The 23,522-nt window shown below is 72.8% G+C and carries 21 protein-coding genes; 9 read left to right on the forward strand and 12 right to left on the reverse strand.

The window, feature by feature from the left end; all coding sequences use genetic code 11:
- Positions 1 to 30: 30 nt before the first annotated feature.
- Genes EDF21_RS07115 through EDF21_RS07125 form a run of 3 tightly spaced genes read left to right on the forward strand, consistent with a single transcriptional unit; the run spans position 31 to position 3,448 of the window.
- Positions 31 to 723: a TetR/AcrR family transcriptional regulator gene (locus tag EDF21_RS07115; protein WP_056049609.1), complete on the forward strand. Its 693-nt coding sequence runs from the start codon at positions 31 to 33 to the stop codon at positions 721 to 723.
- Positions 720 to 1,448, forward strand: a complete 729-nt coding sequence (locus EDF21_RS16695; protein ID WP_158612875.1) for a hypothetical protein — start codon at positions 720 to 722, stop codon at positions 1,446 to 1,448. Before EDF21_RS07115 ends, EDF21_RS16695 begins: the two co-directional genes overlap by 4 nt.
- Positions 1,445 to 3,448 (forward strand): YhgE/Pip family protein, encoded by a 2,004-nt coding sequence (locus EDF21_RS07125; RefSeq protein ID WP_055978250.1) that lies wholly within the window; start codon positions 1,445 to 1,447, stop codon positions 3,446 to 3,448. The genes EDF21_RS16695 and EDF21_RS07125 overlap by 4 nt, the downstream gene beginning before the upstream one ends.
- Positions 3,449 to 3,526: 78 nt before the next feature.
- Here EDF21_RS07125 and EDF21_RS07130 read toward each other — a convergent pair whose 3' ends face one another.
- Positions 3,527 to 3,943, reverse strand: coding sequence for a DUF3151 domain-containing protein (locus EDF21_RS07130; RefSeq protein WP_056049619.1), 417 nt, complete (start codon positions 3,941 to 3,943; stop codon positions 3,527 to 3,529).
- Between the two features lie 143 nt (positions 3,944 to 4,086).
- On the opposite strand from EDF21_RS07130, the gene EDF21_RS07135 reads away from it, so the two are divergent.
- Genes EDF21_RS07135 through EDF21_RS07145 form a run of 3 tightly spaced genes read left to right on the forward strand, consistent with a single transcriptional unit; the run spans position 4,087 to position 7,283 of the window.
- Positions 4,087 to 5,247, forward strand: coding sequence for a glycosyltransferase (locus tag EDF21_RS07135; protein WP_148053653.1), 1,161 nt, complete (start codon positions 4,087 to 4,089; stop codon positions 5,245 to 5,247).
- Between the two features lie 51 nt (positions 5,248 to 5,298).
- Complete coding sequence (locus tag EDF21_RS07140; protein WP_123570880.1) at positions 5,299 to 6,708, forward strand: polysaccharide biosynthesis tyrosine autokinase; 1,410 nt, start codon at positions 5,299 to 5,301, stop codon at positions 6,706 to 6,708.
- Positions 6,705 to 7,283 (forward strand): low molecular weight phosphatase family protein, encoded by a 579-nt coding sequence (locus EDF21_RS07145; RefSeq protein ID WP_123570881.1) that lies wholly within the window; start codon positions 6,705 to 6,707, stop codon positions 7,281 to 7,283. Before EDF21_RS07140 ends, EDF21_RS07145 begins: the two co-directional genes overlap by 4 nt.
- A gap of 117 nt (positions 7,284 to 7,400) precedes the next feature.
- Here the strand turns inward: EDF21_RS07145 and EDF21_RS07150 are convergent, their stop codons facing one another.
- Genes EDF21_RS07150 through EDF21_RS07170 form a run of 5 tightly spaced genes read right to left on the reverse strand, consistent with a single transcriptional unit; the run spans position 7,401 to position 13,091 of the window.
- Positions 7,401 to 8,819 (reverse strand): hypothetical protein, encoded by a 1,419-nt coding sequence (locus tag EDF21_RS07150; RefSeq protein ID WP_123570882.1) that lies wholly within the window; start codon positions 8,817 to 8,819, stop codon positions 7,401 to 7,403.
- A complete protein-coding gene (locus tag EDF21_RS07155) occupies positions 8,816 to 10,099 on the reverse strand; it encodes a hypothetical protein (protein ID WP_123570883.1) in 1,284 nt (427 codons plus the stop codon). The genes EDF21_RS07150 and EDF21_RS07155 overlap by 4 nt, the downstream gene beginning before the upstream one ends.
- Positions 10,096 to 11,226 carry a glycosyltransferase gene (locus tag EDF21_RS07160; RefSeq protein WP_123570884.1) on the reverse strand — a complete coding sequence of 377 codons (1,131 nt, stop codon included), beginning with the start codon at positions 11,224 to 11,226 and terminating at the stop codon, positions 10,096 to 10,098. Before EDF21_RS07160 ends, EDF21_RS07155 begins: the two co-directional genes overlap by 4 nt.
- Positions 11,223 to 12,392 (reverse strand): glycosyltransferase family 4 protein, encoded by a 1,170-nt coding sequence (locus EDF21_RS07165; protein ID WP_123570885.1) that lies wholly within the window; start codon positions 12,390 to 12,392, stop codon positions 11,223 to 11,225. Before EDF21_RS07165 ends, EDF21_RS07160 begins: the two co-directional genes overlap by 4 nt.
- A 54-nt stretch (positions 12,393 to 12,446) precedes the next feature.
- A complete protein-coding gene (locus EDF21_RS07170; protein ID WP_056049637.1) occupies positions 12,447 to 13,091 on the reverse strand; it encodes a TrmH family RNA methyltransferase in 645 nt (214 codons plus the stop codon).
- Positions 13,092 to 13,165: 74 nt separating this feature from the next.
- Here EDF21_RS07170 and EDF21_RS07175 point away from each other — a divergent pair, with 74 nt between their 5' ends.
- Positions 13,166 to 13,978 carry an HAD-IIA family hydrolase gene (locus EDF21_RS07175; RefSeq protein ID WP_056049640.1) on the forward strand — a complete coding sequence of 271 codons (813 nt, stop codon included), beginning with the start codon at positions 13,166 to 13,168 and terminating at the stop codon, positions 13,976 to 13,978.
- Between the two features lie 31 nt (positions 13,979 to 14,009).
- On the opposite strand, the gene EDF21_RS07180 is transcribed toward EDF21_RS07175, so the two are convergent.
- Positions 14,010 to 16,217 (reverse strand): septum formation family protein, encoded by a 2,208-nt coding sequence (locus EDF21_RS07180; protein WP_123570886.1) that lies wholly within the window; start codon positions 16,215 to 16,217, stop codon positions 14,010 to 14,012.
- Positions 16,214 to 16,765: an orotate phosphoribosyltransferase gene (gene pyrE, locus EDF21_RS07185; RefSeq protein WP_123570887.1), complete on the reverse strand. Its 552-nt coding sequence runs from the start codon at positions 16,763 to 16,765 to the stop codon at positions 16,214 to 16,216. The genes EDF21_RS07180 and pyrE overlap by 4 nt, the downstream gene beginning before the upstream one ends.
- Positions 16,766 to 16,887: 122 nt before the next feature.
- Here pyrE and EDF21_RS07190 point away from each other — a divergent pair, with 122 nt between their 5' ends.
- Entirely contained in the window at positions 16,888 to 17,724 is an 837-nt protein-coding gene (locus tag EDF21_RS07190; protein ID WP_123571160.1) for an exodeoxyribonuclease III, read from the forward strand.
- 46 nt (positions 17,725 to 17,770) lie between these two features.
- Here the strand turns inward: EDF21_RS07190 and EDF21_RS07195 are convergent, their stop codons facing one another.
- Positions 17,771 to 18,691, reverse strand: coding sequence for an AEC family transporter (locus EDF21_RS07195; RefSeq protein ID WP_055978228.1), 921 nt, complete (start codon positions 18,689 to 18,691; stop codon positions 17,771 to 17,773).
- A 45-nt stretch (positions 18,692 to 18,736) separates the two neighbouring features.
- The gene (locus tag EDF21_RS16865) at positions 18,737 to 19,201 is read right to left on the reverse strand and encodes a hypothetical protein (protein ID WP_055978226.1); all 465 of its coding nucleotides are present in this window, start codon (positions 19,199 to 19,201) and stop codon (positions 18,737 to 18,739) included.
- Between the two features lie 207 nt (positions 19,202 to 19,408).
- Here EDF21_RS16865 and EDF21_RS07200 point away from each other — a divergent pair, with 207 nt between their 5' ends.
- The gene (locus EDF21_RS07200) at positions 19,409 to 20,455 is read left to right on the forward strand and encodes a low specificity L-threonine aldolase (RefSeq protein WP_055978224.1); all 1,047 of its coding nucleotides are present in this window, start codon (positions 19,409 to 19,411) and stop codon (positions 20,453 to 20,455) included.
- Positions 20,456 to 20,512: 57 nt separating this feature from the next.
- Here EDF21_RS07200 and EDF21_RS07205 read toward each other — a convergent pair whose 3' ends face one another.
- Complete coding sequence (locus tag EDF21_RS07205; protein WP_123570889.1) at positions 20,513 to 21,136, reverse strand: phosphoribosylanthranilate isomerase; 624 nt, start codon at positions 21,134 to 21,136, stop codon at positions 20,513 to 20,515.
- A gap of 18 nt (positions 21,137 to 21,154) precedes the next feature.
- A complete protein-coding gene (locus tag EDF21_RS07210) occupies positions 21,155 to 23,347 on the reverse strand; it encodes an ATP-dependent Clp protease ATP-binding subunit (protein WP_123570890.1) in 2,193 nt (730 codons plus the stop codon).
- Between the last annotated feature and the right edge of the window lie 175 nt (positions 23,348 to 23,522).

The raw sequence follows: 23,522 nt of genomic DNA on the forward strand, positions 1-23,522 counted from the left end.
CAAAGGTGTGCAAGATCGTACGATCGGGTCATGCCTGCCGCCGATGACCCCGTCCGCGCCACCCGTGCGCCACGCCGCGACGCCACCGCGAACCGCGACGCGCTGATCTCTGCCGCGGCACTGCTGCTCAACCGCGATCCGTCCGTGTCGCTCGAGGCCATCGCGGCCGAGGCGGGCCTGTCCCGACGCTCCGTCTACGGCCACTTCGCCACGCGGGACGACCTCGTCCGCGAGGTCAGCCTGCGCGGTGCCGCCCGCATCGGCGTCGCCGCGCGACCGGCACCGATCGCGGACCCCGTCGTGCAACTCGCCTCCCTGGCCGCCCGACTCTGGGCCGAGGTCGAGCACGTGCGCGTCATGGCGCAGCTGACCGTGCGCGGCCCGATGGCCCACGAGGTCGGCGAGGCGCTCGCCCCGTTGCGGAAGACCGTCCGCGACGTCGTCCGTCGTGGCGTGGAATCCGGACGCATGCGCGACGACATCGCTCCCCACACGCTGGCCCACCTGGTGGAGGGCGCCGCCCTGTCCGTGCTCGACGAGGCCACGACGCAGCGGCTCAGCCGCTCCGAGGGCCACCGGCTCGTCATGCTGGCGGTGCTCGGCGTCGTCGGCCTCGACTGGCGCACCGCCGGCGACCTCGTCGCGACCGCCCCCGAACTCGCGCTCCCTCCCGAACCGGCGACCGGCGCCTCCTCGATGCCCCCGACCGGAGAACCCGCATGAGACTCGAACTGCACGACGTCGCGATCGGCGACGGCCCCGGCGCGGCACTCCCCCGGCTCGGCGCGGTCGCCGACCGCTGGGTCCCGGGCTTCGTCGCGGTCGAGACCGAGAACGCGCCCACCCTGGCGTCACTCGTCGCGGGGGGCCGCATGCGCCCCGAGACCGGACGGGTGACGGTCGACGGTCGGGCGGACGACGCGGCGATCCGCGCCTCCTTCGCCCTCGTCGACACCCCCACCGTCGCCGAACCCTTCGCCGCCCTCACGGTCGTCCAGGTCGCCCGCGAAGAGCTCGCCCTCGCCGGGCTCCGCGCCGACAAGGCCTCGGCTCGTCTGCTGCTCGAGGAGATCGGGCTGGACGAGCACGAGCGGACCCGCCTGAGCGCCCTGCCCACCGAGCTGCGCGTCCGCCTGCTCTGCGAGTTGGCGGTGCTGCGCCCCGAGGTGCGCGGGCTGGTCGTGACCACCCCCGAACGGCACGGAGGCGACGTCGCCGCCTGGCTCTCGGTCGTCCACGACCTCGTCGGACGCGACTACACCGTGTTGACCATCACCGGGTTCGCGGCCCTCGCGACGATCGAGTCGCTGCCCACGCCCGAGTTCGCCCCGGCCGCCGCGGCCGGGACCGACGCCGTGCCCGAGACCGACACCGCCCCTCCTTCCTCCCCCGACGACACCGCGGTCGCCGCCACCCCCGACACCTCCGTCGAAAGCGACCAGCCGTGAAGATCTACGCCCTCGTCCGTTCCGAGCTGCAGCGCCTCACCGCCACCCCGCTCGCCCGCCTGGCACTCGTCGCGCTGATGACCGTGCCGCTGCTCTACGGCGGCCTGTACCTCTGGGCCAACCAGGACCCGTACGCCAAGCTCGACCAGATCCCGGCCGCCCTCGTGAACACCGACGCAGGGACCACGGTCGACGGCGAGACGGTGAACTACGGCGACGAGGTCACCGACCAGATCACCGACGGCGGCGACTTCGACTGGCACGTCGTCTCGGCCGCCCAGGCCGCGGCGGGCCTGCGCGACCAGACCTACGACTTCACCTTCACGATCCCGAAGGGCTTCAGCGACGACCTCACCTCGGCGAGCGGCGACGACCCGAAGCGGGCCCAGATCACCCTCGCGACGAGCGACGTCAACAGCTACCTCTCGTCCACGATCGCCGAGCAGGCGGCGAAGACCATCCGGGCCTCGGTCACCGAGAAGGTCGGCAAGGAGGCGGCGGGCCGACTGCTGGTCGGCCTGGCCGACGTGCGCACGAACCTGGGCAGTGCGGTCGACGGGGCCAACCAGCTCGTCGCCGGCACCGGTTCGGCCGTCGCCGGAGCGAACCAGCTGGCCGACGGTGCGGCCGACGCGGCGACCGGGGCCCACACCCTCGCCGACGGGACGAGCCAGCTCAGCTCGGGGGCGTCCGCGCTGGACACGGGGCTTCAGACGCTGAAGACCCAGACGACGGACCTGCCCGCGCAGACCCAGACCCTGGCTGACGGTGCCGCCCAGGTGGCGGCCGGCAACGATGCCCTGGCCACCGGCGTGGCCGACGCTGCAACGACGAGCGCGACGGCCGCGGCCGGCCTGCCCGCCGCCCAGCAGCAGGCGCAGCAGCAGATCGCCGAAGCCCTGCGCCAGCAGGGTTACACCGACGAGCAGATCCAGCAGATCGCCGCGACCTTCGCCCCCGCGACCGAGTCGCTGACCACCGCCCTCCAGGACGCGAACACCCAGATCCAGGGGCTGAACACCCAGGTGGGGCAGCTCGCCACGGGTGCCGACCAGGTCTCGACCGGTGCCGCGACCCTGGCCGCCGCCACACCGGCCCTGACCCAGGGCATCTCGTCGGCCGCGACCGGCTCGTCGCAACTCGCCACGGGCGCGGCGAGCGCCGCCTCGGGCGCCTCGACCCTCGCGACCGGTCTCGACACCCTGAGCAGCGGGTCCACCTCGCTGCGCGACGGCGTCGTCAGCCTCGACACCGGCACCACCCAGCTCCGCGACGGACTGCAGAGCGGACTCGGCGAGATCCCCGCGAGCACCGACCGGACGCGCGACGACCAGGCGAGCGCCATCAGCGACCCGGTCGCGGTCAAGGACGCCGCCCTCACGAGTGCCGGCACCTACGGCGCCGGACTGGCACCGTTCTTCATCAGCCTCGCGGCCTGGATCGGCATGTACGCGCTGTTCCTGATCGTGAAGCCGATCTCGAAGCGGGCCATCACCGCCGTCAAGGCCCCCGTGCGCATCTCGCTGGCCGGCTGGCTGGCCCCGGTGGTGCTCGGCGTCGTGCAGATGGTCGCGCTCTACGTCATCGTCACGCAGGCGCTCGGCTTCGAGGTCGCCCACCCGCTCGGCATGATCGGGCTGATGGCCCTCGCCTCGGCGGCGTTCGCGGCGATCATCATGACGCTCAACGTCTGGCTCGGCAGCGTCGGGCAGTTCCTCGGACTGGTGCTGATGGTCGTGCAGCTCGTCACGGCCGGCGGGACCTTCCCGTGGCAGACCCTGCCCGCGCCGCTCGCAGCCCTCCACTTCGTGCTGCCGATGAGCTACGCCACCGACGGCCTGCGCCAGGTGATGTACGGCGGCAGCTCGGCCGCGGCCTGGGGCGACGCCGGCGTGCTGGCGGCCTGGCTGCTCGGCGCGCTCGTGCTGACCTGGGTCGCGACCTCCCGCATGACGCGGGCGCGCACGATGCGCGACCTGCGGCCCTCGCTGATCGGCTGAGACCGCCGCTTCCGCCGAGGACGCAGGAGGCGCGGGTCGCGTGACCCGCGCCTCCTGCGTCCTCGCGCGGTCGCGCCGCTAGTCGGTGCGGGTCTCGAGGGTGGGGAGCACGGCGGGGTCGGCGTCGTGCAGGAACGTCGTGAGGCGTTCGACCTCGTCGACCTCGCCGATGGCGGCCGCACCTCGCCGGAGGGCGAAGAGGGACCGCAGCACGCCCCGGTTGGGTTCGTGCGACCACGGCACGGGGCCCTGTCCGCGCCACCCCGCCTTGCGCAGCGCGTCGAGACCGCGGTGGTAGCCGACGCGGGCATAGGCGTAGGCCTCGAGCTCGGCGCCGCGGGCGTCGGCCTCGTCGCTGAGCAGTGCCCAGGCGAGCGACGACGTGGGGTGGGCGACGACGACCTCGGCCGTCGTCAGCGTCTCGAGGTCGGCGACGACGTCGGGTTCGGCGGGCAGGCGGGTCTCGGGCACGCCGAGCAGGTTCGTTGCGGTCATCCCCCCATCATCCCCGACGTCCGTCCCGGGGACCGTCGCGACCCTGGTATAACTCGTTTCGTCGTGCAATACTGAGATATCACACACGGTCATCGGCCGTGTCGGGCGCCACGGTGCCCGCGAGCTCTCGACGAAAGACCACCGTGCCCACGACCCGACCGCGCCGCGCCGCCCTCGACTCCCCCGCCCTCCTGGCGTACCCGATGCACGGCCAGCGCAAGCTGCTCGACGAGGGCTACCGCACCCGGGACGGTCACCTGATCGAATGGCTCGGTCACGACCTCGCGGGCCGTGGCGGGGTCACCGTCGTCTCGAGGCCGGAGCCCCTCGTGACCTCGATCGCCCGCCGCCGCCCGATCGGGGCACCGGCCGTCGGCACCCGGTCGGTCGACCCGATCACGCTCCGGGCTCCCGACCCGCGCGACCGACGACGCTGGTGGGTCGCGTCCGCCCGCGCCTACCCCTCGTTGCCCCCGTCGGCGGCATCCGTGCCGGCCCTCGTCTGGAATCCCTTCGCCGCCGTCGCCCCGGTCGCGGCCAATCCCTTCGCCGGTCCCCGGCGGGTCGTCCTCGACCTGCTGGACGACTGGAGCCGGCACTACGCCTTCGAGAGCATCCGCGCCGAGGTCGACGAGGCCTACGCGGCCGCCTTCGCCCTCGCTGACGTCGTGACGGCCAACGGCGCGGGCACCGCCGACCTCGCCCGCCGACACGGACGCACCGACGTCGTCCTGCTGCCCAACGGCTGCGACCCCCACCGCTTCGACGGCACGAGCCGGGCGACCGGCCCGACCACCGTCGGGTACGTGGGCAAGATCGGGCGGAGGCTCGACCTCGCCGGCATCCTGGCGACCGTCGCCGCCCTGCCCCACGTGTCGTTCGTGTTCGCCGGCCCGGTGCTGGACGCCGAGTACGGGGTGCTGGCCGACTCGCCCAACGTCACCCTGCTGGGCGACGTGCACTACGACCGCGTGCCGGCCCTGCTGCAGACCTTCGACGTCGGCTGGGTGCCCCACCACGTCGGCGAGCGCGAGGTCGGCGGGGACGTCATCAAGACCTACGAGTACCGCGCGGCGGGTCTCCCCGTCCTCAGCACGGCCGTCTGCGGCATCGAGGCGCGCGGTCTGGACGGCGTGACGGTCGCCGACACCGCCGAGCACGCCTCGGTGCTCGCCGCACTCGCCGCAGGCTCCGACGGGCGGGTGCCCCGGCTCCCGGGTGCCATCCCTCCCGACGCCACGTGGCGGCAGAAGGCCGACGTCGTCCGCGACGCGCTCCGCCTGCCGGCCCGCCGACCGTCCTAGACCCGATCAGCCCCCGATCCGACACCACGCCGTTCAGCAGGGAAGAACTCCATGGAACTCAAGACCTTCATCACCGTCGTCCGGACGCGGTGGGTCCTCATCGTCGTCGTGACCCTGAGCGCCGTGCTGCTCGGGGCGACCGCGTCGCTCGCGACGGCGAAGTCGTACGCGTCGTCGACGCAGCTCTTCGTCTCGGTCTCGTCGATCGGCTCGTCGGACGCCGGCGACCTCGTCCAGGGCAGCAGCGCCGCGCAGGCCAAGGTGCGCTCCTACGTCTCCGTCGTCACGTCAGGTCGGGTGCTCGAACCCGTCATCGCCGATCTCGGGCTCGACACCACCCCCGCGGGGCTCGCCTCGAAGATCTCGGCCTCCAGCCCGGTGAACACGTCGTTGATCGACATCTCGGTCACCGACGGCGACCCCGCGCAGGCGGCACGACTCGCCGACGCCGTGGCCACGAGCTTCGAGAAGGTGGTCGAAGAGCAACTCGAACAACCCGTGGGCGGCGGCAGCGGGCTGGTCACCGTCGAGTCCATCGACGCTCCCGTCGTGCCGACGAGCCCGGCCAACCCCAAGCCCGTCCTCTGGATCAGCCTGGCCCTCGGCCTGGGCATCCTGTCGGGCACGGCCCTGGCCCTCCTCCGCAACACCCTCGACACGCGCATCCGCAGCAAGGCCGACGTCGAGGGGGTGACGAACGCGCCGCTGCTCGGTGGCATCGGCTTCCACACAGAAGCCTCCTCGGCCCCGCTGGTCGTCAACAACGATCCGCGCAGCCCACTCGCCGAGTCCTACCGCGCCCTCCGCACCAATCTCCAGTTCGTCTCGTTCGAGGGACGCAGCCGGACCTTCATCGTCACCTCGGCCATGCCCGGCGAGGGCAAGTCGACGACGGCGGCGAACCTGGCCGTCTGCCTGGCCGAGACCGGTGCCTCGGTGCTGCTCGTCGACGCCGACCTGCGCCGGCCCCGCGTCGCCGAGGTCATGGGCCTCGAGAGCGCCGTCGGACTGACCGACCTGCTCGTCGGGCGGGCAGAACTCGTCGACGTCGTGCAGCCGTGGGGACGCCTGGGCCTCCACGTGCTGCCCTCGGGCACCGTTCCCCCGAACCCGAGCGAACTGCTCGGCTCGCTCGCCATGGCGAGCCTCGTCTCGACGGTCGAGGTCGACTACGACTTCGTCATCATCGACACCCCACCCCTGCTGCCGGTGACCGACGCCGCCGTCCTCAGCCGCTGCGTGAGCGGCGTGATCGTCGCGACCGCCGCCCAGCGATCGTCGCGCCACCAGCTGAAGCAGGCCCTCGCCGCCGTCTCCGAGATCGGCAGCCGCACCCTGGGGGTCGTCCTCACGATGGCCCCGACGAAGGGCCTGGGTGCCTACGGGTACGGCGCCTACGGGGGCTACTACGGTTCGGTGACCGAGAACTCGGTCCCCGCCTCGAGGGCGGCGGCCCGATGACCATCCCGCCCCTCGCGATGGTGTGCACCGGGAACATCTGCCGCTCGCCGCTGGCCGCCGAACTCGTGCGCAGTGCCACGTCGGCGGCCGTCCAGAGCTTCGGGACGTCGGCCGTGGTGGGCGAACCGCCGCCCCGCCCCACCCTGCAGGCCGCCGAGTCCCTCGGGCTCGACCTGTCGACCCATCGTGCCCGTCAGCTGACGGCCGACGTCGTGGGTCGCGCTCCCCTCGTCCTGGCGCTCGCCCGGGAACACCGCCGGGCCGTCGTCTCGCTGGTGCCGAGGGCGAACCGCACGACCTTCACCCTGCGGGAGTTCGCACGCCTGAGCCGTCTCATCGATCCCCACGAGACGGCACGCGCGATCGCATCGACCCCGGACCCCGCCGAGCGTCTGGACCGGGTCGTCGCCCTCGCCGCGGCGCACCGCGGCTCCGGCGCCCTCGTCACGCCCGACGAGGACGACGTCGTCGACCCTTTCGGGCTCGGAGCCGACGTGTACGCGAAGTCGACCGCCCAGATCGTCGACGCGACGAACGACGTCCTCGCCTACCTCGGGCGAGCCCTGAGAGCCTGACCCCGCCCCGCCCGCCTCCGACCACGCGCCCCGACGACAAGGTCGTCGGGGCGCTTCGTCGTGGGCGGGGACGACCGCGCGGCGGGACGGTCCCGCGACGGGGACGGTCCCGTTGGCTCAGCGGGCTGCCGTGAGGGTGCCGACGACGAGGCCGGGCCGGTCCGACGAGTCGCCGAGGACGCGGTCGTCGCGAGCCCGGCCATCGCGAGCCCGGTCGTCGCGAGCCCGGTCGTCGCGAGCCCGGTCGTCGCGAGCCCGGTGCGACCCGGACGGGTCCGCTCCGGCCGGGTCCAGCGCGGCTCGGTCGTCGCCCGGACGGTCCTGCAAGGCGCAGAAGGCCCACAAGACCGCGGACGTCGAGAACCAGACGAAGTAGTCGAACGAGAAGAGCGTGACGATCATGACGACGAGGACTGCCCGCCCGGCCCGGGAGGCGTGGACGAACCCGACGACGAGCGCCGCGACCAGTGAGACGATCCCGGCGATCCCGAACGTGGCGAGGGTGGTCACGAGCTGGTTGTCCACGACCGTGAACCCCTCTTGGGGCAGGAGGCCCCGGGCGTACAACTCGGCCTCGCTTCCGAAGCCGCTGCCGGCCAGTGCCTCGAGCGCGGGCCGCGCGAGGAGTCCGGGGACCGATCGGACCGCCCCCATCCGGTTCTCGTAGGAGCCGGAGGCCACGAGCGTCCCGACCGCCTCGACGATCTCGGACGCCAGGGCGGCGGCACCTGCGAGGGCTGCGAGCACGGTCAGGACGATCTTCGCGGCCCGGGACCGCGCCTCGGAGGTCATCAGGACGTAGGTCACGGCGAGGAGGACGGCGGCGACGACGCTTCGGCTTCCCGACAGCAGGATGCCCGCCGACAGCACGAGGACGGCGAACGGCGGGAACCAGACGGGGAAGGCCCGCCGCGCGACGAGGACGAGGACCAGGCAGACCGCGAGGAACACGGCGTACGGGATGGGGTGGCCGAGGGTGCCCTCGACCCGGACGAGACCACCGGGCAGGATCTTGTTGTCGCTGACGAACGAGCGGCCCGTCGCAAGGACCTTGTACCCGAAGGGGATCGGACGATGGGTGATCGTGAGCTCGACGACTCCGACCACGACCTGCGCGAGGCCGAGGACGACGAGACCGCGGACGAACACGAGGAGGTCGCGGGACGACGACGTCGACACGAGCCACGAGATCGCGACCCCGATCGCCGCGAGCTCGGCCATGAGGACGATCGTCGACGGGGCGAGCGCCAGCACGCAGACGATCGAGAAGGCGAAGAACGCGGTCGTCGCCAGTGTGGCCCGAGGGCGGCCGATCGACCACGACCGGGGCGAGACGAGTGCCGCCACCGAGACGCCGGCCACGGCGGCCACGGCGGCGTGGCGGACGATGTCGGGCGCGGAACCCGACGTCGTCGAGATCAGGACGGCGAAGGCGACGACGAGCGCCGCGCCTCGTCGCCGGTCGGCCGGCAGGAGCAACCCGCCGACGAATGCGACCAGGGCCGCCGCGACGGCACCGGCGAGGACGATGATCATCGGGACGCCTCCCCTCGAGCGTCCGGACTCGACGGACCGACCGGGGCGGGCTCGGCGGCGGGCTCGACGGCCGACACGGACGAGGCGCGGCGCGACCGCGCGAGGACGACGAGCTGGACGACGAGCCCCACGGCCTCGGCCGACACGAGTGCCGACACGGCACCCAGCGCGCCGTGGTGGGCCCCGAGCACGAGGACTCCCGGAACGCCGACGACCGCCGACGCGATCGACGCCGTCGTCGTCTGGGCGTGGCGCCCTGCACTGACCAGGGCGAGGCCGGCGCCACGAGACGTGCAGATGACGGCGATGAGCACGCCGCCCGCCAGGGCGAGGTCGGGCGACACCGGGACGGCGCCCGTGAAGAGGACGACGGCGACGGCCGGCATGGACAGCGCGAAACCGACGCCGACCACGAGACCGAGCCCGGCGTTGAGACCGAGGGAGACCAGGCTGCGACGGTGCGCGAGTTCGGCGGAGGGCACGCCCACCCACGTCTGCAGGCGGTCGGGAATCGCGGACACGACCTGCAGCCCCATGCGCAAGGGTCGGTCCACCGCGGCGAATCCGGCGACGGAACCGGGCGAGACGGCGCCCAGCAGGGCCACAGGCAGGGATTTGTAGGTCGTCGCCACGCCCCTCCCGAGCACGAGGACGAGTTGGGAGCGCACGACGGCCGGGACCGCGCGGAAGTCGTCCGCCCCGGGCAGACGGGCGCCCCCGAGACGAGGCGCGACGCCGAACGTGACGACGGCAGCGAGGACCATGCCGGCGCCGTAGACCTCGAGCGGCGCACCGGCGGCGATCGCGACGGCCGAGACCAGCGAGACCAGCACGCGCGGCGACGTCTCGGCGACGAGGACCAACAGCGGGCGCCCGAGGCCGATGAAGTACCAGGTCGGGCTGAGTGCGCCGAGCGCGACACCCACGGAGACGAGCGCGGCCGCCGGGCGGTGCTCGTCCACGACGGCGAGCGTCACGGCCGCCGCGACGGGCAGCAGGACGGCGGTGGCGACGAGCTTGCTGGCCGATGCGGTGGCGAAGAGGTCACCGGGTGGCCGGGTCGCCCGGGCGACGCGTTGCGGGCCCACGATGCTCCAGCCGAGCTCGGCGACGACCGCCGTGGCGATGCCGACGGACAGGCCGACGGCCACCGCCGCCCAGCCCGACGCCCCGTGGGTCGAGGTGATCGCGGGGATCACGGCCAGCGGGGCGGCCGCACCGAGGGCCGGCACGAGCAGGTGGAGGGCGAGACGGCCGACCTGCCGCCCGAATCCCCTCACGAGTGGACCCGCCGAGGGCCGAGGGCCGACAGGTGGTCCGTGAACCGGTCGTACGATCTCTGCACCACCGACTCGAGGCGCTCGGCGACGTCGCGCGGCGACTCCGCCTGGTGGGCGAGCGGGGCCCCCACCAACGCGTCGGCGATCGAGGAGGCGCTGGCCGGCTCGGTCTGGACGAGCAGGCCCCCTGCCGCGCACCGGACGTCGTCGAGGGCGCTCGATCGCTGGGTGACGACGGTCCGACCGCACGCCAGCCCCTGCCAGACCTTGTTCGCCACGACGCCGCGGGCCTTGGCCGAGGAGCCGAAGACCCCCAGGACGACGTCGGCCCGGGCGATGTGGGCGAGGAGTTCGCCCTCGGGCACCGCGTCGACGAAGGTGCACCGGTCGCCGAGGCCCGCTCGACGGACCCGGGCCTCGACGGCCCGGCGGGCGGGACCGTCGCCGACGAGGACGACCTCGACCCGGCGACGGGCCCCGATCAGTGTGAGGGCGTCGACGACGAGATCGACGCCGTGGAGGGGGATGTACCCCCCGTAGTACAAGACCCGGAGCGCGTCGTGAGGCGGAGCGGGCGGCTGCCGGGTGGCCCAGGTCGGGGCACCGACGGCGAGGGGGACGACCGTCGCCGAGGGGCCGTGGCGCCGGACGATCTCGGCGGCCCGTGGCTCGGTGTCGATCAGGTAGAGATCCGCGCACCTCACGGCCGCGGCGTCGAGCACACGGAACCGGAGGGCCGCGGGCGATGCCGGGGAGACCCGCCGCCAGTCGTCGACCGCGGTCTCGTGGAGACCGACGAACCCGTCGACGACGAGAGCGGCACCCTGCAGACGGGCGACGAGCCACGCGAGCGGCGCGTGGCTGAGCCGGAACTCGGAGAGCAGGACGACGTCGGCGCGCCGGGCGCCCCGGACGAGCGAGCGGACGTCCTCGATCGCACGACGCAGCCGACCCGCGGCACGCGACCGCGGCGCGACGACGACCGACGCGCCGAGCCGTCCTTCGAGATGGGCCCGCACGCGGACGTTGCGGGGGTAGCCCGTGTCGTGCACCCCGTACTGGAGGACCCGGAGCGGAGCGGTGCCGGGGCGAGGCGCTCGGGTCGGACGACCGGACGGGCCGCTCATCGGGCGGCCGCCGTGATGCCGAGCCGGGACAGCCGGTCGACCACGGCGTCGACCGACGCACCGACGGACAGGAGCGAGGCGTTCGCGGCGACGTGGTCCGAGACCGTCCGGCGCAGCGCGCGGTCGGCGGTCAGGTCGCGGACGGCGGACAGCCACCGGTCGGGTTCGCCCACGGGCAGGACGAGTCGTCGTCGCAGGTCGGGGTCGGTCACGAGGAGGGGTGCGGCACCGTAGCTGTCACCCAGCAGGACGGGCACGCCCGCGGCGGCGGCCTCGACGGCGCTGCGGCCGAAGGCCTCTCGTGAGGCCGTCCCGACGAAGAGTCCGGCGTCGTCCCACAGCCTCGCCGGGTCGACCCACCCGGGCATGGTCACGCCGTCGGGCAAGGAGGCGCGGAGCCGGTCCTCGAGCGGACCCTGCCCGTGCAGGCGGCCGGGGACGCCCGCCCGTGCCGCGAGGTCGACGAACGCCGCAGGCCGCTTGTCGACGTCGAACCGGGCCGCCCAGACGAGAGGCGTGGCCGCCTCGCCCCACGAGCTGCGGGCCGAGAGACGGATGCCGGCCGGGACGAGGTGGGGCCGGCGCGCCCGCGCCACCTCGTCGGCGAGGACCGGCGTCGTCGCCCAGACGTCGTCGGCCCCGCGGAGGGCGCGACCCTCGACGAGGCGGAGGGCGACCCGACGGAGGCGCGCCTGCTCACCGGGAGCGGGCCACGGCAGTCCGCGGACCCACGCCACCCAGGGCGTGGACCCGTGACGGCGCAGCCGGGCGAGGGCGACGTCGCTCTGCGTGACGAGCGTGACGACAACGTCCGCGGCATCGGCCTCGGGGGCGCTCGTCACGAGACCGGCGACCTCGTCGACGACCGCGCGACCGTGCGCATGGACCGTCACCTCGCGGACGCCGGGGGTGGTCGCGACCGTGCCGCCAGCCGTCGGGCGCAGTCCCACGACGGCTCGCCAGTCGAACCCCCGGCCCCGCGCTTCGGCGACCAGGTCGTGGGTCGAGCGGTAGACCCCGCTGCGGGCCATCAACGGCGCCGCGACGAGCAGGACCCGGGGCGCCGAGCGGGAGCCGTCGGCGGCGGGGGACGGGGCGGACGACGGCACGGAGCACTCTCGCTTCTGTTCGGGAGACAGGAAGTGATCGACCCTCAGACCGATCATCAAGAGTATAGGTGTGAAATATGAGTCAGGTCAACGGTCGACCGACACGAGGGGTCAGAAGCGGTGACGCACGACCCACGAGTGCATCACCACGGCGGCGGCCGCCGCGGCGTTGATGCTGCGCGTCGAGCCGAACTGCGAGATCTCGAGCACGGCCTCGGCCGCCGCGAGCGCCTCGGGCGACAGGCCCGGCCCCTCCTGCCCGAAGACGAGGACGCAGCGCTCGGGCAGGTCGAACGTCTCGATCGGCACCGACCCCTCGACGTTGTCGACGGCGAGGACGGGGAGGCGCTGCTCACGGGCCCACGCCAGGAACGTCTCGACGTCCGGGTGGTGCAGCACGTGCTGGTACCGATCGGTGACCATCGCCCCCCGCTTGTTCCACCGGCGGCGACCGATGATGTGCACGGTGTCCGCGGCGAAGGCGTTGGCGCTGCGCACGATCGACCCGATGTTCATGTCGTGCTGCCAGTTCTCGACGGCGACGTGGAAGCCGTGCCGGTGCGCGTCGATGTCGGCCACGACGGCCTCCATCGTCCAGTACCGGTAGCGGTCGACCACGTTGCGTCGGTCACCCTCGCGCAGCAGCTCGGGGTCGAAGTGGTCCCCCTCGGGCCAGGCCTCCTCGCCGCCCGGCCAGGGGCCCACCCCGTGCGTGAGTTCGTCGCTCGGCGGGGTCGGGGACTCGTCCTGGGGCATCCGACCAGGGTAGGCGGTGGGCGGAGGCGACCCGCGCCTCCTCGTCGTCAGGGCACCTCGCTAAGGTGAGCGCCATGGGTGCACGCGAAGACGTCGAATGCTGGCTGACCGACATGGACGGCGTGCTCGTCCACGAGAACCACGCCCTGCCCGGCGCGGCCGACCTGATCCAGCAGTGGCAGGACGAGGGCACGCCCTACCTGGTGCTGACGAACAACTCGATCTTCACCCCGCGCGACCTGGCGGCCCGTCTGCGCGCCTCGGGGCTGCACGTGCCCGAGGAGCGCATCTGGACGAGCGCCCTCGCCACCGCCGACTTCTGCCGGTCACAGATGCCCGGCGGCTCGGCCTTCGTCATCGGCGAGGCCGGCATGACCACCGCCCTGCACGAGGCGGGGTTCATCATGACCGAGACCAACCCCGACTACGTCGTCGTGGGCGAGACGCGCAACTACTCGTTCGACTCGATCACCAAGGCCGTGCGGCTCATCCTGGGCGGTGCACGCTTCATCGTCACGAACCCCGACGCCACGGGCCCGAGCGCCGACGGCGTGCTGCCCGCGACGGGCGCGATCGCCGCGATGATCTCGAAGGCCACCAACAAGGAGCCCTACGTGGTCGGCAAGCCCAACCCGATGATGTTCCGTTCGGCGATGAACCGCATCGGCGCGCACAGCGAGAACACGGCGATGATCGGCGACCGGATGGACACCGACATCATGGCCGGCATCGAGGCCGGGCTGCACACCATCCTCGTGATGACGGGCATCAGCGACCAGGCCGAGATCGACCGCTACCCGTTCCGGCCGAACGAGATCCTGGCCGGGGTGCACGAACTGGTGCGCAGCGAGCCGATCGAGTCCGACGTGGTGCCGTCCGAGGCCTGAGGCCTCCGGAGGCGCGGGCAGCCTCGACGCGTCAGCCCGCGACGGCGACGAGGCTGGTCGTCAGGGGTTCGCCGCCGCTGCGGTTGACGAAGCACGAGTACGTGCGGTCGCCGGCGGCCCACGCGTCGGCGTCGGCCGGGAAGCTCGCGAGCAACTGCACGTCGGGGTAGGCCGCGGCGGCCTGCCGGTCGAGCGCGTCCGCGCCCGTGCAGAGCAGGTTCATCTGGCTCTGCAGCACGTCGGCACCCGGGTAGGCCGCGGCCGCGTCCCCGTCGAGGGTGCCCAGTCGGGTGAGCTGGGCGACGTGCGGCTGCGCACAGTCGGCGACCTCGTAGTCCTGCTGCCAGGCCGATTCGAACGCCGAGAAGCACTCGCCGCCCTGCAGGTCGGCGTACGAGTGCGTGCCTGCCGCGAGCGGCCCGGCCGGGGCGACCTCGGCGGCGGGCTCGACCGGCGCAGCCGTCACGGTCCGGGCCGCGGTCGGTGCCGCGGCGGCGGCCGACGCGTCGCTCGTCAGGTCGTCGGTGGAGGCGAAGAGCGATCGCGAGAGGAAGAAGAGCGCGACCAGCAGCAACAGGATCACGAGCCCGGCACCCACGGCGGCCAAGCCCTTGTGCGACCGGACCCACTCGGCCAGGCCTGCCGTGCGCGGTGTGGTGGCGGGCCTCTCGTCCACCGGACGGGTCTGCGGCACGAACACGCCGGCTCCGCCGACCTCACGGCGCGGCCGCTCACCCGTCAGGGCCGAGGTGGCGCTCATCGAGACGCCGGGCAGCACCTGCGTGGCATCGACCCCGGGGTCGTCGACGTCGGGGCGCTCGTCGAGGGCGGAACGAGGAGGCGCGAACAGCGCGGTCGCGGTCGTCACCTCGGCCCCGTCGTCCAGGCCCTCGTCGTCGGCGTCGGCGTCTGGGTCTCGGTCGGCGCGGGACGACTGCTCGACGTCGGGCACGGGCCCGACCTCGGACGGCGGAACGTCGCCGGAGCCGGACAGCGACCAGGCGCCGGGGGCGTCGTCCGCGTTCGTCGCGTGCTCGGGCTCGTGCTCGCTCTCGGGACGTGCGCCCCGCGGCTCGACGGCCGCGGTGCCGGCACCTGACGGGACGACGCCGAGGATCTCGGTGAAGGTGGGCTCGCGGTCCCCCCTCGAGCCGGAGTCGGCCCTGGGCTCCGGGACGGACGACGCCTGGGTCGTGGGGGACGGCGTCGGCGTCGGCGTCAGCGTCGGCGTCGAGGGGACCGCCGCGGCGCCGGGGACGCCGGGCTCGACCCCGCCACGGGAGGCCGCCGAGGCGGCAGCGGCCGCAGCAGCTGCGGCTGCGGCTGCCTCGGCCAGACGACGCTCACGCCGCGTCATCTCGTGGTGCTCTTCGACCCACCACGGCGCCTCGACACCGCCTTCGCGGGAATCGACGGCCGGCTCGGGCTCGGGCTCGACATCGGACGCCGGCTCGGGCTCGGGGTCTGCCTGGAACTCCGGCTCGGGCTCGGGCATCGGCTCTGGCTCGGGCGTCTGCTCCGGCTCTCCTTGGGACTCCGGCTCAACGAGGCGCTCGGGCTCGGGCTCGGGCTCGGGCTCGGGCTCGGGCTCGGGCAGAGCATCCCAGTCGAAGGTCGCTGGTTCGGCGGATTCGGCCCGGGGTGCCGAGATGAGGGCGGTGAAGGGCCCTGGCTCGTCGCTCACGCCGGCACGCTCCTCGACGTCGGCGAGACCCGACGCCTGAGCGGCATCACCGGCGTCATCGGCGTCCTCGGGGTCGGACGGCGGCGACTCGGGTCGCCTCGACTCGGGCTGAGCGGGAAGGTCGGGAACGGGCACGGACGACGGAGGCGGCGGCGGCACGGACCCCGTCAGCGCTCCGAGGTCGAGTGCCTGGGGGTGACCGAAGGTCTTCGGCGGAGGCGTCCCGGCCGGGGACTCGGGCACGACGAACGGCAAGGGGGTCGGAGGCGACACCTCGGCCGAGCCCGTGGGCACGGACGCACCACCCGGGTCAGCCGGTCGCTCGGGGTCGTCGTCGTCGTGGGGGACGTCGACCGCTCGGGTGGCCGGCGGCAGGTCGAGGGCCTGGGTGGGGACGTCCTCGGGGGCGGTGTCGGGAAGACGACCCGCGCCTCCTGACGGGGTGTCGGTCGCGTCGTCGTCGTCGGCACCGTCGAACTGGGCGGCGAGCCAGTCGCTGGCGTCGTCGCGCCCGGCGTCGTCGCCGTCGTCGCCCCTGGGCCGGTCGTCGGTCACGGTGTCAACCCGAGGTCTTCCAGCCCGATCGCGGCGAAGTAGGGGTAGCCGGCCGCCTCGATCACCTCGCGGGCCCCGGTGCTGCGGTCGACGACGACGGCGACGGCGGCGATCTCGGCTCCGACGGCCTCGAGGGCCTTGGCGGCGGCGAGGGGCGAACCGCCGGTCGTCGAGGTGTCCTCGAGCACGATGACGCGCTTGCCCTCGAGGTCGGGGCCCTCGACCTGCTTGCCGCGGCCGTGGTCCTTGGGCTTCTTGCGGACGACGAAGGCGTCGTAGTCCTTGCCGAGCGCCACGCCCTGGTGCAGCACGGCGGCGGCGATCGGGTCGGCGCCCATCGTCAGGCCACCGACCGCGAACACGTCGGGCACCTCGTCGATCAGGTCGACCATGACCCGGCCGATCAGGGGCGCGACCCGGTGGTCGAGGCTGACCTTGCGGAGGTCGATGTAGTACGTCGCCTTCTTGCCGCTGGTCAGCGTGAAGTCGCCGTGGAAGACGGCCTCGGAGCCGATGTAGTCGATGAGCTGCGTGCGTGCGTCGGTCACGGTGACCCATGGTAGAGCAGGCGGGCTCCGAACGTCGGGGCGGGCGGACACGGCTCGACGCCCCGACGGTGGACGGCGGCGGCCTCGGACCCCGCCGGTGCCGGGCCGGTACCGTGGTCGGCATGCGCGTCGCGACCTACAACGTCAACTCCGTCCGGGCTCGAGTGGGCAGGGTCGTCGACTGGCTCGTCCGTGAGGACGTCGACGTCGCGGGACTGCAAGAGATCAAGTGCAAGCCCGAGCAGTTCCCCTACGACGCCTTCCGCGAGGCAGGCTACGAGGTCGAACTGCACGGGCTCAGCCAGTGGAACGGCGTCGCGTTCGTCAGCCGCCTTCCGATGGAGGACGTCGAGATCACCTTCCCGTCGCAGCCGGGCTTCGCCAAGGGCCAGGAAGGCCCCGACCAGCCCAAGGAGGCGCGGGCGATCGGCGTCACGGTCGAGGGCGTCCGCCTGTGGAGCCTCTACGTGCCCAACGGCCGCGAGCTGGGCGACCCGCACTACGACTACAAACTCGACTGGCTGGCAGCGCTCGCCGCCGAGACCGAGGCCTGGCTCGCCGAGCGACCCGACCACCCGTTGGCCCTGATGGGCGACTGGAACGTCGCACCGCTCGACACCGACGTGTGGGACATGTCGGTCTTCGAGGGCCACACCCACGTCAGCCAGCCCGAGCGCGACGCCTTCTTCCGCTTCGAGGAGGTCGGCCTGACCGACGTCGTCCGCTCGCGCCTGCCCGAGGGCTACACCTACTGGGACTACAAGCAGCTGCGCTTCCCCAAGAACGAGGGCATGCGCATCGACTTCATACTGGGCTCGAAGGCCTTCGACGGCCTCGTGACGTCCGCGGCCATCCACCGCGACGAGCGCAAGGGCGACGCCCCGAGCGACCACGTCCCCGTGGTCGTCGACCTCGACCTCGAGACCGAGCTCGACGACGACCGCCCGATGATCTTCTGAACCCCGGCCCCGCTCGCCTGCGGCGCTCGACACCAGGAGGCGCGGGTCAGGCGAGCAACGCCGCCACCAGCACCAGCACGGGAACCGAGAGGATGGTCGTCGCCAAGACCGTGTCTCGGGCGACGACGACCCCGGTCTGGTAGCGCTGGGCGTAGTTGAAGACGTTCTGGGCCGACGGCAGACCGGCCAGCACGACCGCCACGAAGAGCTCGTCGCGGTCGAAGTCGAAGACGAACGCCCCGAGCAGCCAGGCCGCGACCGGCATGACGACGAGCTTGAGGACGACGGCGACGACGATGTCGGCGCGCCCTTGCCCTGCCTGGAACGGCTTCGAGCCGTACAACGACATGCCGAACGACAGCAGGACGACCGGCACCGCGGCACCGCCCACCAACTCGAACGGCTCGCGGACGGCCTGGGGGATCTCGAGGCCGGTGACCGCCACGAGCACACCGAGGGCGGACCCGATCAGCAGGGGGTTCGTGAACGGTCGGGCGATGGTGCGCCCGAGGCTGCTGCCGCGGTTCGTCACGGTGTCCATGACGGCGAGCACGATCGGCGTGAGCACGAGCAGCTGGTAGAGCAGGACGGGGGCGACGAAGGTGGCACTGCCCAGCACGTAGGTCGCCACGGGCAGGCCGATGTTGTTCGCGTTGACGTAGGCGCCACCCATCGTCCCGATGGCCGTCTGCGCCGCACTGCGTCGGAGGACGAACTTCAGGACGACGACCGAGAGGACGGCGGCCAGGAGCGAGGCGAGCGCCGAGACCACCAACAACCGCGAGAACAGCACGTGGACGTCGGCCTGCGAGATGGTGGAGAACAGCAGGCAGGGCGTGAGGACGAAGAAGACGAGGCGCGAGAGCACCCGGTGGCCGGATTCTCCGAGCAGGTCGATGCGACCGACGACGTAGCCGGTCACGATGATCACGCCGATGATCGCGAACCCGATCAGCACTCCACCCATGGGTCCATCCTGTCGCACGCCCCGGGGGCCGGCGGGACGACCGGGTCAGGCCACGGGCACGCCGTCCCCCACCGGGGCGCCGATGCGTTCGAGCAGATGCGCCGCCTCGTCCTCGGCCTGGGCGTCGACGGCCCAGGTGACGACACCCGCCTCGCACGCGGCGACGGCGAACGCCTCGCCGGTCGGGAGCCCGCTGGCGCGGGCGAGGTCGTCGGCGAAACGCCTCGCCGCCTGGGCGACCGGGCGATCCGACGCGACGACGACGAGGGCACCGCGACGCAGGCCGTCCGCGAGGCTGTCGACCGCACGGTCGAGCTGTACCGCCGTCGGGGTGGCGGCGTCGACGGCCACCACGGCCCAGTCGAAGCCGACGACGTCGTCGATCGGGGTCGCCATCTCGCACGAGAGCACGACGACCTCGGCGTCGAGTGCCGCCGCCCGATCGGCGACGGGACGGATCACCGGGTACGGACCGGCGAGGACGAGCTTCGGGGCGTGGGCGAACAGCATGACGGGGCCTCTCGGGGTGGAAGGAGCGCCCGGCGGGTCCGACCGGGCGGGACATCGAGTCGACGATGCGTCACGTACTACTCTACGTGTGACATTTACATTGCACAAGACGTCGCGGCCGTCACCGTTCCGAACAGGCCCTGCACTCCCCTGCGCCCCCCTCGCCTCCTGACGCCCCGGGCCCCGGCCGTCGGGCAGAATCGACGGGTGACGCGCCTCCACGATCCCTCGGTCCACACGTTCGCCAGCGACAACTACGCCGGAGCCCACCCCGAGGTGCTGCAGGCGATCGTCGACGCCGCCGGCGGCCACGTCGGCTCGTACGGCGCCGACCCGTACACGCAGCGGCTGGCCGAGGTCGTCGTCGAGACGTTCGGCGAGGGGGCGACCATCGACCCCGTGCTGACCGGCACCGGTGCGAACGTCGCGGCCCTCCAGGCCCTCACCCCGCGCTGGGCGGCCGTGATCTGCGCGACGACCGCGCACGTCTACACCGACGAGGGCGGCGCTCCCGAACGCCTGGGCGGCATCAAGCTGTTGACCGTGCCGACCCCCGACGGCAAGCTCACGCCCGAGCTGATCGACCGGCAGGCCTACGGCTGGGGCGACCAGCAGCGCCCTCAGCCCCTCGCGGTCACGATCACGCAGAGCACCGAGCTCGGCACGGTCTACACGCCCGACGAGATCCGGGCCGTGACCGACCACGCGCACACGCTCGGCATGCGGGTGCACCTCGACGGCGCGCGCCTGGCGAACGCCGCCGCCTCCCTCGGCGTCCCGCTCCGCGCGATCACGCGCGACGCCGGCGTCGACTCGGTCTCGTTCGGCGGCACGAAGAACGGCCTGGTGCTGGGCGAGTCGGTCGTGACCTTCTCCGAGGAAGCACGGGCCGGCTTGGTCTACCTGCGCAAGATGGACGCACAGTTGGCCTCGAAGATGCGCTTCGTCTCGGCACAGTTCCTGGCCATGCTCGAGGGCGACCTCTGGCTGCGGTCGGCGACGAGGGCCAACGCGATGGCCGCCCGTCTCGCCGACGGCTTGGCCACCCTGCCGGGCGTCGCTGTCACCCAGGCGGTCGACGCCAACGCCGTCTTCGTCGTCCTGCCGCCCGAGGCCGTGGAGCCCCTCCGCGCCGCGCACCACTTCTACGACTGGAACCGCGCCACGGGAGAGGTGCGACTCATGTGCTCGTTCGACACCACCGAGGCGCACGTCGACCGGTTCGTCGAGGACGCCCGCACGCTCGTCGGCTGAGGCCGGGTCCGCTCAGGCCAGGTCGGGTCAGGCCAGGTCCGCTCCGGCCGGGTTCGCTCAGGCTCGGGCGGCCTCGACGAACGCACGGATCAGGTCGACGCTCTTCACGCCGCGCGACGACTCGACGCCCGAGCTGACGTCGACCCCGACGGCACCATGGGGTCGGAGTCCGGCCAGCAGCCCGGCGACGTTGTCCGGGGTGAGCCCCCCGGCCAGCAGCCACTCCCGGGCAGGCGGCGCGGACAGCAGCGGCCCCACGTCGAAGGTGGCGCCGGCACCGGGGTCGATCGCGTCGAGGAGCAGGGCGTCTTCTCGGAAGGCGACCCGCGCCTCCTCGGGTTCGGCCGCGTAGGCGGCGGCGCTGACGGCACGGATCACCCGGAAGCCCGCCGCATGGGCGGCGGCGACGTCCGCCGGGGTCTCGTCGCCGTGCAGCTGGACGGTCGACACCGAGGAGGCGCGGGCCGACTCGAGCACCGTCTCGATGCCCTGCCCGCGGAACACGCCGACGGTCTCGACGCCCGCCGGCACGCGCGCCGCCAACGCGCGTGCACCCTCGGGGTCGATCGTGCGCGGACTGCCGGCCGCGAAGACGAACCCCACGGCGTCGGCCCCGGCCTCGACGGCGGCGTCGACCGTCTCGGGCGTGGACAGGCCGCAGATCTTCACCCAGGTGCGCATGGTTCCAGTCTGCCGGGCTCAGGCGGGCAGGTCGTCCAGGTCGCCGGGCGTGGGCTCGCCGACGTCGTGCCGCACGACCGTCAGCCCCTCGCCCCCGTCGGCCACGTCGACCCGCACGGTGTCGCCGTCGGCGATCTCGCCCCCGAGCAGCGCCATCGCGAGCTTGTCGTCGATCTGACGCTGCATGAGGCGGCGCAACGGCCGGGCGCCGTAGATCGGGTCGTAGCCGCGGTCGGCGAGCCAGGCCCGCGCGTCGGGGGTGACGGCGAGCGCGAGGCGGCGATCGGTGAGCCGTCGTCCGAGGCGGTCGACGTAGAGCGACACGATCTGGCCGAGGTCGTCGGTGCTGAGGGTCGAGAACACGACGATGTCGTCGAGCCGGTTGACGAACTCGGGCTTGAACGCCTGGCGCACCAGGCCCTGCACCAGCTCTTCTTTCTCGGGGTCGCTGAGGCCGGGATCGGTGATGACCTGCGAGCCGAGGTTCGACGTCAGCACCAGGATCGTGTTGCGGAAGTCCACGGTTCGGCCCTGCCCGTCGGTCAGCCGGCCGTCGTCGAGCACCTGCAGCAGGACGTCGAAGACCTCGGGGTGGGCCTTCTCGACCTCGTCCATCAGCACGACGCTGTACGGGCGACGACGCACGGCCTCGGTCAGCTGACCACCGGCTTCGTAGCCCACGTACCCGGGAGGCGCGCCCACGAGGCGGGACACGCTGTGCTTCTCGCCGTACTCGCTCATGTCGACGCGGACGAGCGCCTTCTCGTCGTCGAAGAGGAAGTCGGCGAGGGCCTTGGCGAGCTCGGTCTTGCCCACCCCGGTGGGGCCGAGGAAGAGGAACGAACCGGTCGGGCGGTCGGGGTCGCTGATGCCCGCGCGGGTGCGCCGCACCGCTTCGCTGACGGCCTGGACGGCGGCCTTCTGACCGATGAGGCGCCTCCCGAGTTCGCTCTCGAGGTGCAGCAGCTTCTCGGTCTCGCCGCTGAGCAGACGACCGACCGGGATGCCGGTCCAGGCGGCGACGACCTCGGCGATGTCGGCGTCGGTGACCGAGTCGCTGACCAGCCGGTCGCCCGACTTCTCGAACGACTCGGCGTCGGCGAGGCGCTTCTCGATGTCGGGGATGCGCTCGTAGCTGATACGCGCCGCATCTTCGTAGCGCCCCTCACGCAGGGCGCGGTCGGCGTCGATGCGGGCCTCGTTGAGGTCGCTGCGTAGCGTGCCGACGCCCTGCAGGGCGGCCTTCTCGGCCTGCCAGCGGGCGTCGAGGTCGTCGTAGGCGGCCTGCTGCTGGGCGATGGTCTCGCGCAGGGTGGCGAGGCGGGCCTGCGAGGCGTCGTCCGTCTCCTTCTTGAGGGCCAGCTCTTCGATCTGGAGGCGCACCAGGCCCCGGTAGAGCTGGTCCAGCTCGACGGGCGACGAGTCGATCTCCATCTTGAGGCGGGAACCCGCCTCGTCGACGAGGTCGATCGCCTTGTCGGGCAGCTGACGGCTGGGGATGTAGCGGTTGGACAAGGAGGCGGCGGCCACCAGGGCGCCGTCGGTGATCGTGACCCCGTGGTGCGCCTCGTACCGCTCCTTGAGCCCGCGGAGGATCGCGACGGTGTCCTCGACGCTGGGCTCGCCGACGTAGACCTGCTGGAAGCGGCGCTCGAGGGCCGCGTCCCTCTCGATGTACTGGCGGTACTCGTCGAGGGTGGTGGCGCCGATGAGGCGCAGCTCGCCGCGGGCGAGCATCGGCTTGAGCATGTTCGACGCGGCGACCGAACCCTCGCCCCCGCCGGCACCCATCAGGGTGTGCAACTCGTCGATGAAGGTGATGACCTGGCCGTCGCTCTTGGTGATCTCTTTCAGCACGTCCTTCAGGCGCTCTTCGAACTCTCCGCGGTACTTGGCCCCGGCGACGAGGGCGGCGAGGTCGAGGCTGATCAGGCGTTTGTCCTTCAGGCTGTCGGCGACGTCCCCCTCGACGATGCGCTGGGCGAGGCCCTCGACGACAGCGGTCTTGCCGACGCCGGGTTCGCCGATCAGGACCGGGTTGTTCTTGGTGCGGCGGGTGAGCACCTGGCTGATGCGCCGGATCTCGGCGTCGCGGCCGATGACGGGGTCGAGTTTGCCACTACGGGCGATGGCGGTGAGGTCGACGCCGTACTTCTCGAGGGCCGTCTTCTGCTTCTCGGTGGAGGCCGGAGCGCCCTGCATGTTCGCCATGGATGTGCCTTTCTCGAAACTTGAGTGGAGCTGGCTCAAGTTTACGCCGACACGCCCGGATCGCAAGCCCTCGCACCCGTCATGTTGTGCATGCCTTGTTTTGTGTCTAACATTTCACCATCTGTTCGCCTGGCGGCGCATCGCGTTGCCCAGACATGAAAGAACACCTCTCTCA

The organism is Frigoribacterium sp. PhB118 (assembly GCF_003751725.1).
Lineage (GTDB): Bacteria > Actinomycetota > Actinomycetes > Actinomycetales > Microbacteriaceae > Frigoribacterium.